Annotated in this window: 12 protein-coding genes; 6 read left to right on the plus strand and 6 right to left on the minus strand. The window is 35.2% G+C overall.

The genetic code is table 11. The features are described from left to right. Nucleotides 1-131: 131 nt before the first annotated feature. The 3 genes from ACQKL0_RS03280 to ACQKL0_RS03290 all read right to left on the minus strand — a co-directional run bounded on the left by ACQKL0_RS03280 (nt 132) and on the right by ACQKL0_RS03290 (nt 2,717). Nucleotides 132-704 (minus strand): ANTAR domain-containing response regulator, encoded by a 573-nt coding sequence (locus ACQKL0_RS03280; protein WP_427686259.1) that lies wholly within the window; start codon nt 702-704, stop codon nt 132-134. Beyond that, nucleotides 679-2,139 carry a sensor histidine kinase gene (locus tag ACQKL0_RS03285; RefSeq protein ID WP_427686261.1) on the minus strand — a complete coding sequence of 487 codons (1,461 nt, stop codon included), beginning with the start codon at nt 2,137-2,139 and terminating at the stop codon, nt 679-681. The genes ACQKL0_RS03280 and ACQKL0_RS03285 overlap by 26 nt, the downstream gene beginning before the upstream one ends. 413 nt (nt 2,140-2,552) lie before the next feature. Then, on the minus strand, nt 2,553-2,717 hold the full coding sequence (locus tag ACQKL0_RS03290; RefSeq protein WP_427686263.1) for a heme-binding protein: 165 nt from the start codon (nt 2,715-2,717) through the stop codon (nt 2,553-2,555). 115 nt (nt 2,718-2,832) lie between these two features. On the opposite strand from ACQKL0_RS03290, the gene ACQKL0_RS03295 reads away from it, so the two are divergent. Beyond that, nucleotides 2,833-3,795: a fumarylacetoacetate hydrolase family protein gene (locus tag ACQKL0_RS03295; RefSeq protein WP_427686265.1), complete on the plus strand. Its 963-nt coding sequence runs from the start codon at nt 2,833-2,835 to the stop codon at nt 3,793-3,795. Nucleotides 3,796-4,294: 499 nt separating this feature from the next. Here the strand turns inward: ACQKL0_RS03295 and ACQKL0_RS03300 are convergent, their stop codons facing one another. Next, complete coding sequence (locus ACQKL0_RS03300) at nt 4,295-5,179, minus strand: LysR family transcriptional regulator (RefSeq protein WP_402872334.1); 885 nt, start codon at nt 5,177-5,179, stop codon at nt 4,295-4,297. Nucleotides 5,180-5,321: 142 nt separating this feature from the next. On the opposite strand from ACQKL0_RS03300, the gene ACQKL0_RS03305 reads away from it, so the two are divergent. From ACQKL0_RS03305 to ACQKL0_RS03320, 4 genes are all read left to right on the plus strand, one after another. Continuing rightward, the gene (locus tag ACQKL0_RS03305; RefSeq protein WP_427686268.1) at nt 5,322-6,059 is read left to right on the plus strand and encodes an SDR family NAD(P)-dependent oxidoreductase; all 738 of its coding nucleotides are present in this window, start codon (nt 5,322-5,324) and stop codon (nt 6,057-6,059) included. Between the two features lie 88 nt (nt 6,060-6,147). Then, nucleotides 6,148-7,398, plus strand: coding sequence for a CynX/NimT family MFS transporter (locus ACQKL0_RS03310; RefSeq protein WP_427686270.1), 1,251 nt, complete (start codon nt 6,148-6,150; stop codon nt 7,396-7,398). A gap of 266 nt (nt 7,399-7,664) precedes the next feature. After that, nucleotides 7,665-8,576, plus strand: a complete 912-nt coding sequence (locus ACQKL0_RS03315) for a DMT family transporter (protein ID WP_427686272.1) — start codon at nt 7,665-7,667, stop codon at nt 8,574-8,576. Between the two features lie 385 nt (nt 8,577-8,961). Beyond that, nucleotides 8,962-9,240, plus strand: coding sequence for an RNA polymerase sigma factor (locus tag ACQKL0_RS03320; RefSeq protein WP_402876092.1), 279 nt, complete (start codon nt 8,962-8,964; stop codon nt 9,238-9,240). A gap of 502 nt (nt 9,241-9,742) precedes the next feature. On the opposite strand, the gene ACQKL0_RS03325 is transcribed toward ACQKL0_RS03320, so the two are convergent. Further along, on the minus strand, nt 9,743-10,486 hold the full coding sequence (locus ACQKL0_RS03325; protein WP_427686274.1) for an SDR family NAD(P)-dependent oxidoreductase: 744 nt from the start codon (nt 10,484-10,486) through the stop codon (nt 9,743-9,745). A gap of 307 nt (nt 10,487-10,793) precedes the next feature. On the opposite strand from ACQKL0_RS03325, the gene cyoE reads away from it, so the two are divergent. Further along, nucleotides 10,794-11,690 carry a heme o synthase gene (cyoE, locus tag ACQKL0_RS03330; RefSeq protein WP_427686276.1) on the plus strand — a complete coding sequence of 299 codons (897 nt, stop codon included), beginning with the start codon at nt 10,794-10,796 and terminating at the stop codon, nt 11,688-11,690. A gap of 329 nt (nt 11,691-12,019) precedes the next feature. Here the strand turns inward: cyoE and ACQKL0_RS03335 are convergent, their stop codons facing one another. Continuing rightward, complete coding sequence (locus tag ACQKL0_RS03335; RefSeq protein WP_427686278.1) at nt 12,020-12,370, minus strand: transposase; 351 nt, start codon at nt 12,368-12,370, stop codon at nt 12,020-12,022. Nucleotides 12,371-12,903: the final 533 nt, after the last annotated feature.

Here is a 12,903-nt window from a genome sequence, read left to right on the forward strand (position 1 = left end):
TTGATAATTAATATCATCCAATTCTATATTCTCTTATCTCTTACAAATATTAGCATCTTTTCAAGAACAAAAAGACGCTTTAAAGAAGTGAGTCTTTAAGCGCCTTTGCTTAATAATTTCTTATGTACTTGTTAATTGGAATAATTTAGAATAGTTTCCTGTGCAATTGACTCCATTGTCAGCTGACGGGACATGCTCTCCCTTCGAAGGGAGGTATAAGCTTCCTGTTCAGAGAGCTTATTTCTCTCCATCAGTAAACCTTTCGCTCGTTCAATTAGCTTTCGCTTTTGAACTTCATCCTGTGCTGACTGAATTGACTGCTTTAGCGCCTTTGCTTTGTCAGCCTGATGAAGGGCTACCGTGATAGCAGGAATCAAATTTGATTCCGATATCGGTTTTACGAGGTACCCGAGAATATTATCCTGTTTGCTTTTTTCCACGAACTCCTGTTGGCTATATGCTGTAATAAGAAGAATTGGCAAATCAAGTTGGCGACCAATGATGTTACTTGCTTGCAAACCATTCATTTTTGGCATTTTTATATCCATTAATATGAGGTCTGGCTTCATCTCAAAAGCAAGTTCAATCGCACGGTCTCCGTCTCCCGCCTCTCCTACCACTTGAAAACCATTATCCTGAAGCATCATCTTTAAATCCATTCGAATAATCGATTCATCTTCAGCAATTAGTATCCGTTTTTTCATGATGAATCATTACCTCCTGGCTCAGCGGGAACTTAATCGTGGCATGTGTACCACTTTGAACTGTCATATACGTGAATTCTCCCTCAAGATCATTCACAACGAGATTATGAACAATTTGAAGCCCGAGCGAATAGGAAACCTCTGACATCCCGACGCCGTTGTCGTGGATGTGCAGTTCAACAAACTTCTTCCGAGAAAAAAACTCGATATGGATCATGCCGGATAACTCTCCTGGAAATGCGTGCTTCAATGAATTTTGTACAAGTTCATTGACAATCAAAGAAACCGAAACAGCTTTTCTGGAAGATGTTAATACTCTGTTGCCATTGGACTCAATATTCAAACCTATTTTATTATGAAGTCCATTACGTACCATTGATGAGCTAATCTTCTTCGTTAATTCAATTAGGTCAACATCGTCTTCATCCACGTTTTCATTGGCCAAGATCAATTCATAAACGGAAGAAATACTGAAAATCCGGTTTAATGTTTCCTCAAAATGGATTTTATTTTCAGGTGGATATACTTGGCGCATCTGTAACCGTAAAAGACTTGCGACAGTCTGTAAATTATTCTTGACTCGGTGATGAATCTCCTTAATGACAACAGACTTCATCATTAGTTCTTTTTCTTTCGTGCGCAGTTCTGTCAAATCCTGAATGATCATCAAAATACCCTTCAGCTCATTTGTTTTACTGTGCATCTTCACCTTTTTCACTTCGATGTTCTTTGACAACACCGTCAACTCAGAAACAAAAACTTCTTCCTGATTATCTAGAACTTCTTCTAAAAAAGGAAGCAATGTTAAAATTTCCTCATGTTGAATGCGATCCGCTTGGCTCATTTCATTTATAAATCTAACTCCGGCAGCATTAGCATATACAAGACGTTGATCAGCGTCTGTAACGAGAAAACTTTCCATCAACAGATCTGGTACAATCGGATAATCATCAATAGTTTCGGCCATAAGATTCCCGAGCGCTTTTGATCCAAATGAAATATCAGACGGCTCATTCAGGTTATTATAAGTACCAGAAAGTTCCTCTTCCATAATCATTATAGCAATCACTTCATGATTATCATTACGTATGGGCACCGTACTTTGCTCAACAATTTTACCTTCTTGTGTAATAGCTCGATTCCGATCAGACTTTTTCCCAGTACTAAAACTATAATGAACGCCTGGCTCAAATACTTCATAGACGAATTCCCCTACAACGGACTTTTTATAAACTGCTTCCTGGGTCCTCGGAAAAGCTTCGGCTACAACAATTGCCCGTTTGCTAGATTTCGTCATACAATCAATAAATATACACTTATTACTAAGTTCAGCATAAAGATGTAGCGTATTCGCTATGCTAGCAACAATCTGAATATCTGAGCCTGAAAGATCAGTATATGACTGGCAGAGCTCTTCAATTGTAGTTTTGTCCATATAAAAACACCTTATCATTGGAGTTGCAACACTAACTGACATGCTGATTCTTTATCATGAATAATAGTTCTGATTATTCGAGTTTTTCGTTATCCCACCCCCTGTACATTCCGCTAGGAGTCATTACACCAATCAACTGGATAAATATTCACTCCCGTTGATGAATTCAATCAAGAAATATACATTTCAAGAAAACCTATCTCCCAAATAATCTTCTACTCACAATCTTATAGAAAACTTCTTTCAATAACACTGGGATAAAATATAACATTTACATACTATTATTTAATTTAACCATAGTTCTTCCTCTATTTTCAAGCCATTTCCAATAAAACATTAAAATGTATGTTATATAATCTAACATATGAATATAGACAATGGAATTTTTTTCATTTATAGTTTAAGTATAAGTATTAGAACCTTATATAAGTCTTTTGAATAGCCTCACAAACCTGCTTATCATGCGTGTAGTGTCCTCCGCTAACACCAATTCCTCCCACGCACTCACCATCGACTTGAACTTTTTGAATTGGATTGACATAAAACAAATATATTTTATTGGATTCAATACATGTCAAGACCCAATTTCATTTTTAAATTTAATTTCACTCTAGATTTCAATAAATCTTATTCTAGTACCATGTAAAGCTTAACCATTACAATAAGTGTAATAACTTTAAGGAGGATATTACTATGGGCATTAAATTATTACGTTTTGAATATGAATCTCAAGTACATTGGGGTGTTTTAGAAGAAGCCATTCGAATCATTGAACATGAGGCCGAATCATTAAACAAATTATTAACTAACGGGTATGAAGCCATTCAACATGCAAAAACAAATGGAAAAATCGTTACTAATGAAGAAATCACTTTACTTTCACCAGTCACTGAAGATGCTAATATCTTTTGTCAAGGAACCAACTACAGCGTACACCGCGAAGAAGCAGGTTTTACAAAACAAAAGCCTCCGTACAATTTATTGTTCACAAAAGCGTCTAGCACATTAACATCCGCAACGGCTGATATACTCTGTCCTGCACATGTGAAATTATTGGACTATGAGATTGAGCTTGGTCTGATCATAAATAAAGACATCACAGAACAAACCACGATTACAGGGGATAATCTGAAAGACTACATTGCTGGCCTTGTTATCGCCAATGATATGTCTGCACGAGACGTGCAAATTGTAGAACAACAATGGTTCAAAGGAAAAAGCTATCGAGGTTTTTGTCCAGTAGGGCCTTACATTTATTTATTAGAAGAAGATGAGATTCAATACCTAGATCAACTTGTTCTTCACTTAGAAGTAAACGGGGAAACGCGCCAACATGTAATAACGGATCAATTACTTTTCAAACCAACAGAAACATTAAGTGAAATGTCCGAAATCTTCAATTTGAAAACAGGAGACCTTGTGCTTACAGGAACGCCTGGTGGCGTATGCTTACGTCTAAATGCAAATATCATCCACTATTTTTCTGATAATACAATTCCTCATGAAGATAAAATCTCTTATTTTATCGATACGCAAAAAGACAATGGATACTTGCAAGATGGCGATGTTTTACGTCTTTCCATCAAAAGCACAGACAATGTAATGGACTTAGGCATGCAAGAAAATAAAATTTCACATGCAATACCTGTAAAATAAAGGGCTGATTCTACGATTCCAGTTTTCTGGCTAGATTAATATTTCCATGTGTGAATTTACCTGCCAACCTATTCCTACCATGAAGATTGTTGGCTAGGATAAAGGTAACGAAAGTTTGCTATCAGTTGAAAAATGGACAATGGATAGGTCAAATAAGTATTGGCCACTTTAAAATTCGTTTAATCTATAAAATTTGAAAACGGTTTCCTTTTAAATTCAATTACTTTCTACTTTATAATGGAAACTGTACACTATTGAAAAACCAAAAATTGAGGTAAAAATGAAGACTAGGTTCGGTTCCTAGACGTATCTAGTCTTCTCTTTTCTCTCTGACATTCAAGAATCGCTATTAACATTTCCATATTTTTAATAGGATTTTACTACTTAAATTCTTCTACTAAACCCACTTCACCACTTCAATATATATTGATATTCCATCTAAATCCCTATCTCGTCGAATCTTCGCTACGAATAATTCCGCATTTAAAACTAATCTCATTTAATCTTTTTTATATTCTTGAAAATAACGATGACAATGGGCAACGAATGCCTCCGAAATTTTTGTAGGGAATAAATATCGATGCTTTAATAAGCCGATGGTACGGGTAAACTTCTTATTTTCAATTTTCAAGTGCTTAAGTTTACTTTCATATAAATTAACAGCTGTTTCAGGTGTAAAGGCTGCACCATGTCCATTTTTCACAAGCTGTAAAATGGTTGTTGCTTCTTCTACTTCAACTTGATAAGTCGGTGTATATCCTATTGATTTACAAAATCGGTCGGTAAATTGACGAAAGGTGTACTTATTGGTTAAACCGATAAAAGGTAGTTCGTCAAATTCCAACAAATTAATTGTTCCTTCTTTCTTCTCTTTATATGATTTTGGTACAGTTAGAAAAATTTCCTCTTCAAATAATGGAACCCATTCTACATTTGGATGTTCGATTTGCTCAGTGGTAATACATACATCATATTTTCCATTTTCCGTGAATTGTTGTAAATTTTCTTTTGATAACGGTACTTGTTGATATTTAACATTGGAATAATTATTGAAAAACTGATCTAAGATATTCGTGAAAGTATATGGTAATGTCGTCACAATCGACAAGTTCCCACTTCCCTCGCCTCGTCTTTCCTCTAATCCACGCTCTAAATGATGTACCTCAGAGAAAACGCGCTCCGCACGTTTGAATAAAAACCTTCCATTTTCATTTAATGAAATGCGCTTGCCACTACGGAAAAACAAATCCATCCCTAACTCTGCTTCAAGATTAGTGATCGCCTTACTTAACGCTGGTTGCGAAATCGATAGTTCTTTAGCTGCAAGTGACACGTTTTCTAATTGTGCGGTTGTATAAAAATATCGTAACTTTACTAGGTCCATAATTTTCCTCCTACCCTTAATAACCTCAAGTTATAAGGAAATAGTTAATTGGTATTTTTCATTATATCAAAATACGTTTAAAATGTAATTGTCACTGATATATGAACAAATTGTGAACAAAAAATATATGGGGGTTTTCAATATGAGATTAAAAGAAAAAGTAGCGATCATTACAGGAGCAGCATCCGGTATGGGGCAAGGAGAAGCTATCCGTTTTGCAAAAGAAGGCGCAAAAGTAGTTGTAGCTGACTTGAATTTAGAAGGGGCAAAAGCTGTTGCTGAAGAAATTAAAGCGTTTGGCGGAGAAGCTATCGCTGTATCTGTGAACGTTATGAAAACCGAGGATATCCAAAATTGTGTCAAAGTAACAGAAGACACTTTCGGTCCAGTTGATGTCTTAGTAAATAATGCAGGTGTATTTGATAAATATGCTAAATCATTAGATACGACATTAGATCAATGGAACTTCTTCTTAAATATTAACTTAACAAGTGTATTCGAATTCTCGAATGCTGTTTTACCTAGCATGATTGAGCGTGGTACTGGTTCCATCGTAAATATTGCTTCTGTTGCTGGTTTGGTTGCAGGTAAAGGTGGAGCTGCTTATACCGCTACTAAGCATGGAGTAATTGGGTATACCAAGCATTTATCTTCTGAATATGCACGCCATGGTATTAAAATTAACGCTATTTGCCCAGGAACCATCGAAACACCTTTAGTTAAGGATGTTTTAGCTGGAATTCCAAAAGATTTAGTACCGACTCGTACATTTGGTCAAGTAGAAGAAGTCGCTGATTTAGCTGTATTTTTAGCATCAAATGAAGCGAAATTCATAAGTGGTGCCGCTGTACCAATCGATGGCGGATTTACCATTCAATAAATATACAAATTTTTAACTGCTTAATTTATAAAATAATACAAAGTGGAGAAGCAACGTGCTTGTTTCTCCACTTTTACGAGGTGACATCATGAAAAAACAAGGGAAAATCCACTATGCTTGGTGGATTATGGTGGCAAGTGCTGCAATTTACGCCGCAAGTGTCGGAATTATCGTAAGCTGTGCAGGTTTACTATACCGTGCAGTAGCAGAAGATCTTCAAGTTGGGGTTTCTAAAATTAGCTTGTATACATCGCTAATGTATTTAACTGTCACCATTTTACTACCATTTGCAGGAAAGATATTGAACAAATTTGATATCCGCTATATTTTAACGATTGCTGGTATTATAAATGCGCTAGCATTTGGATTAATGGGTACCTATCATTCTGTCTTCCCTTTCTATATTTCAGGGATTGCTTTAGGAATTGGTAGTACATTCTTAATTTACGGGTCCATTCCTTTAATCATGAACAACTGGTTTAAAGCAAAAGTTGGTACCTCTTTAGGTTTTGCTATGGCATTCATGGGGGTTGGCGGTGCGGTCTTCGCTCAAATCACCGGTGTCTTGATTGAATCGATTGGCTGGCGCTCAACATATATGACATTAGGTGTTATTGTAGCCATTCTTATTTTACCATTCTCTCTATTCGTTATTCGTTCAAAACCAGAACAACTAAATATGACTGCTTATGGTGCCGATGAAGTCTACACCGATACTACTAATACGCAACAAAAACCTGAATCAGGTGTCTTGAAAGGTGTTGCAATGAAATCCCCAACATTCTATTTGGTTGTTTTATTCACAGGGCTTTTCGGACTGGCTTCAACCGTTAGCTTCCATGTACCAAACTTTGTACAATCCGTAGGCTTTAGTGCTACAATGGCTGCTACAGGTGTAACTTGTGTAACGATTGGTCAAACAGGTGGTAAATTCCTGCTTGGTGCCATAAACGATAAAATGGGAATTAAAGTAGCTCTATTTGTTGGTATTGGCGGGGGTATGCTAGGTGTTGTCGCACTACTTATTTCTGATTCATTCGGAATTGGTATGCTATATACTGGTGCCTTACTATTTGGTATAGGATTCTCAGGGTCTACCTTACTTCCTCCAGTCGTGATTCGCGAAGTATTCGGCGGGCGAGACTACGCATCCATTTATACAACGATTATGTCAGCCTCTACATTAGGTGTGGCATTCGGTACAACATTATTCAGTTACATTTTTGATTCAACAGGTTCTTACTATACTGTATTCATTATTGTTATTGTCCTCTTTATCATTACGATTTCTTCAAGTTTAATTTCTTTAAAATGGAAGAAAAAATTAAATTTTAACTAATGAAAAAGCCTACAAGATCCTATGAGATCTTGTAGGCTTTTTTATAGCCACTCTTCAAACTGAAGAATCATTTCACCTACACCCAAACTAATACGATGTGAAGTATAGGGACTAACATCCATTTCAAAGTAGTCACTACAAATTATTGGCATAAATAATTTACTCATGCTCAGTTTTTAAAAACTATCTCTTTTAGTTTTGGTATTTTCTTGAAAAAGGTTGTATAATAGGTCAATTGTTGAATAAGTTTGAAAGGTTGTTTTTGTATGAGCTATTTTAAAACTTACATGTTGCTTATTGGAATCATGATTATTTGGGGTTTCAACGTTTCTGTTATAAAAATTTTAGTTGAACACATTCAACCTGTGACCATAACTTCTCTAAGAATTTTTACGGCTTCTTTGATAGTCTTTTTAATTTTGGGAATGCTTGGCCTCATTCGTCTTCCAAAAAAATCTGAACTTTTTTACATTTTTGGGGGAGCCCTTTTGAGCGTAGTCTTTCACCATTATTTTTTAGCAGAAGGGTTAACAAAAACTTCAGCTACGAATACTGGATTGATTTTGGGGATGGGACCTTTATTGACAGCCATCTTTTCTATGGTGATTTTTCGCAAAAAACTTACATTCATTCGAGTTCTTGGGTTTATTTGTGGGGCTCTTGGCGTGAGTGTTACCGTTTTGGCCGGAAGTGGAAGCATCCATTCTATTAATCTAGGAGATTTTGATATTTTACTCTCCATTCTTTCACAAGCGCTAAGTTTTATCCTGATTTATAAAGCTTCGAAAACGATGGACCCGCGGCTATTAACGGGTTACATGATGCTAATTGGATCATTTATTTTATTTGCCATAAGTCTTTGGAAGGAACCACATGGTTTAGCTTCAATCTCATCTGCTTCGTTTTCTATCTGGGTAGCTTTCTTTTTCTCAGCTATTTTTGCTACAGGAATAGGTCATATGACTTATAATTACATCATTGGAAAGGTTGGAGCCGCAGAATCCTCTATCTTCTTAAACTTCAACACCTTTTTTTCATTAGTCGGTGCGGCTATTCTTTTGAACGAAGCAATCGTTCCAGCACATTTTTTTGGTCTTATCTTCATTGTTTCAGGAGTATTACTTGGATCGGGAGCAATAGAACTATTGTTGCTTCGTCGAAAAAATAAAGCTGTGTAGTTCTAACTGCTATTCATACAATTGATTGTTGTCCCATATTCGACCTAAAATGGATTGTACATCACTTGTTTTTATTCCACCTAGTCGTTCCGCAGCAATCTTTTAGAAAAGGTAAACGTACATAACTATTCCTTTATAATTACTCCTTTCAAACTGTCTGTACTAGTTTAATCTTTTTTTAATCCCTAAAAAATGAAATGAAACTTAATTATAACTAAGAAAAAGCCTACATGACTCTATGAGATCATGTAGGCTTTTTAGCTTCAAATATCATAAATTCTACAACCTTGTTCTATATAAAGTTCTGCTTCTCATGATTTCAAGTTTTCCTTCAGTAAAAACAGGGTACATATTACCTATAGCAACACAGAAATGAGGTGTAATATTGGATACAAAAAATGAAATTGTTACTCATATATTAGATAAAGATACCGAGTATTTTAGTAAGTTATACTCTAATCATGAAGAAATGCTAAAGAGTATTGCCTTAAAATTAACTGGATCTAAGATCTATTCAGAAAACTTAATTTCAGAAGTTTTTAAAGAGTTATGGGACTCTCCTCAATACTTTAAGGATTCTAACGACACGAAGATATCTACCTTTCTCATGAAAAGGATCGTTTATAATCATGTATATTATAAACGTTATCTTAAAAAAGATTAATAATCATACAAACCTTACTATTAAATCGTCTCCTCTACTTCACCATATTCTCTTCCATCCAGGAATTAAAATTAATTCTATGTTAAAAAAGGAACTTGAACTTATAGTCATAAGAAATACAGAACTTTTTCCGTAATAAACTAGATGAATGAGATTTCGAAGATTTCCCAAGAATTAATTTTTCATCATCTATCTAGAAAACATAATTGTGTAATATAACATTTCACATAGAAATTAACCCATCATACACGACGTTTAATTTGCAGGTAAAAGGGTTCGGAAGTATTTAATTCCGAGCCCTTTTGAATTTTTATTAAAATCTGTCGTGATAATTTGTTTGTCATCATATATTCTTTTCTCTAACTCGACAAGCTACATGCCATTATTAGATCTATAATCATAAGAAAGCACAATTCCACAACAGAATTGCGCCAATAATAGTAATAATCAGTAAAATATAAAGACTGCATTTGAAAATTTCCTCATAACCATTCCCTCTTTTTTATAGGTCAGAGATCATTCCGCCATCTACTACGAATTGACTTCCAGTAGAATAGCTAGATTCATCAGATGCAAGGTATACAACTAAATTAGATACTTCCTTTACTTCTGCTCTTCTTCTAAGGGGAATATCTTGTTCAAGTTGTTTTAGATATTCTTCAACATCTGGTTGGTCAGCCATAGGGGTTTTGATGATTCCAGGATGTACGGAATTCACACGGATGTTATATGGTCCAAGCTCTGCAGCAGCACCTTTTGTCATACCGGTTACAGCATGTTTAGAAGCACTATAAGCAATGGCAGTTGGTGCACTTACCAAACCATCTACTGATGAAATGTTAACAATAGAACCTACACCAGCTTTTTTCATAGAAGGAAGTACTTTTTGCATTCCTAAGAATACACCCAGCTCGTCTACCTTAAATGTTAATTCGAAGTCTTTTACAGTTAGTTCTTCTAGTGTTTTGAAGATACCGATGCCTGCATTGTTTACTAAAACATTGATAGGACCAAATTTTTCTTCTGTTTTCCCTACAACTTCTATCCAGTTCTCTTCACTTGCAACATCTAATTTGAGAGCGATTGTATTTTCCCCCAATTCTGTGGCTAGTTTTTGTGAACCTTCAAAGTTTAGGTCTGTAATCGCTACTTTTGCGCCTTCTTCCACGAATTTACGAACATGCATGGCACCCATACCTTGTGCTGCCCCTGTAATGATAGCTACTTTACCATCCAATTTACCCATGATATTCCTCCAATGTAAAATAAAATTCCCGCTTACTTTCTCACAATTATTATTTGTCAAGGAACTGTATTTATCCATTCAATTTTGGATATTCAAAGCCACTAAATATTTTCCAAGCAGAAAAATATGGTTGAGTCACTATATTCTCCTTATTTCGTACACTTCTTTCGAAAAGTCCATTGCATGTTTCAGTAGCTAGACATGATATAATTAAAAATGATTGTAGAAAAGCAATATTATGATGGAATTTAGCTAACCTTATAGGTTATATTAGTTCTTGTGAATAAAAGAGGAGCTACAAAATACAATGAAAAAGCAATCACAGATGACCTTATGGGCTCAAGTAGTTAAAACAGGAATTATCAAGTCAAATCTTATTCCAATGATCGCAGGATTAATGCTCGCTTTATATACTTATCAATACAGTTTTGTAGATAACGTTTGGAATATAGTTTTTGCATTTTTAGGAACAGCTGCCGTTATAGCCGCAGCTGGTGCATTCAACAACATTTACGATCGTGATATTGATGCCATTATGGCTCGTACAAAAATTCGCCCAACGGTTACAGGTGCCATATCAATTAATAAAGTTCTAGTAGCTGCCATTTCACTACTAATAATCGGGTTAACTTTATTATACTTAACCTCTCCATTAGCATCTTTACTTGGATTTTTAGGGGTATTTTTCTACGTTGTCCCTTATACAATGTGGACTAAACGCCATACTATTTGGAATACGGAAGTTGGTAGTATTTCTGGTGCCATGCCTCCTTTAATCGGTTGGGCATCAGTCGCTCCAGATATTTGGCATCCCGCTTGCTGGGCATTGTTTTTAATCATGGTGATTTGGCAAATGCCTCACTTTTATGCGATTGCCATCCGTAAGGAAAAAGATTATGCTGCAGCAAATATTCCCATGCTTCCCGTTGTAAAAAGTAGGAAACGGACATATATTCAAACAAATTTCTATTTAGTTCTATTGGTGCTGTCCAGCTTTTTATTTCTACCACTAAGCTTAGGCCTTACTTTAATTTCACTTATTTTAGGCCTGATATGGTTAGGTCTCAGCTTATTCGGACAACGTAAAAACGAACTGAAGGTTTGGGCAAATAAAATGTTTATATTTTCCTTAGTACACATGATGGTTATCTACTTTACGGTAATTATCTACGCTTCAATCGGGTTAATTTTAAACGCATTATAATGTTTCCACCTAAATTCACCCATAAAATAAGAGCATTCAAAGACTTTTTAAAGCCTCTAAGAAATGAAATTGAAGATTTAATGGACGAACTTTTTGAAGCTTGAACGTGAATTGACTGCCCTCTCAATTGAGTAGGGCTTTTCAATTTGTACAATAATCCTTTGGTAGTACGTTTCCACTAGTATATTTTGTCATTTATATTACTTCCTAAAGAGATTAATAGCATTATAGTATTCTTGTCTAGCAAATGATGGTACCTCCGCAGTATCGAACATTTTCTATAAATTATAATTGTGTTCTATATGAAAAACACTGTAATAAAAGTTCGATTAGCTGTTGCTGCCTCTTTTTTCTATTAATTCTAAAAATGAATCTTGTAGTTCTCCTTCTGTATCAATAGAATCAAGTAGTAATTTTGGTTCGAACGAACAATCTTTTAAAGTTGAACAGCCATCAATTACTCCTAGCATGTTTGAAATAGTATCCATCATGGTTTGTTCAATTATCTTCATTAATATATCTTTATTTTCGTCTGTTAAACTAGTGTAAAAACCAATAGTTTTTTTCCAATAATCATCTGTTTTAGACGTAATATTTGTTGTTTCATACAAGTTTTTGTATAGTTGAAGGTTCTCTTTAACTATAGATTCATAAAGTGATTTAACAAAAATCTCATTCATTTTATTTCCTCATTTCTAGATACATAAAATCCAATAAAATTTTACAACTTAGAATTTGGTATGTCACCATAGACTCTTCTTTTTCTGCAATTCCCCTAGCCAATAACTGTCTAGGATTCTCTACCACAACTATTAACCGTATTATAAGGAACTCCCTCTGCTAATAATAGTTGGTTCCTCGGATTGTTTGGCAATAGGCTAGCGATAGAACCAGACCATTCTTTCGCCTTAACAGTACCTCTCACCCCTGCTTTTTTAGTAGTTACTACCCCTTCTTTGTTACGGCTTCTGCACCTTTAGTACCTACCAATGAAGTGGCCACTGTTCCTAAGTGCATAAGATAGCTTGAGCCTGTGAGTAAGCATTACCACCTACCATATCTCGTTCGTATGAGTCTATGATAGATTTAGAAATATGCGTATAGATTTGAATAGGATAGATGATGGAATTAGTCATGCCTTTAAAACTCTCTCCAAGACTTGTGACAAAATCTTACGTTAAGGCCTTAATGGGTTTGGTGCAAACAGATAAAT

The organism is Peribacillus sp. NPDC097264 (assembly GCF_050277925.1).
Lineage (GTDB): Bacteria > Bacillota > Bacilli > Bacillales > DSM-1321 > Peribacillus.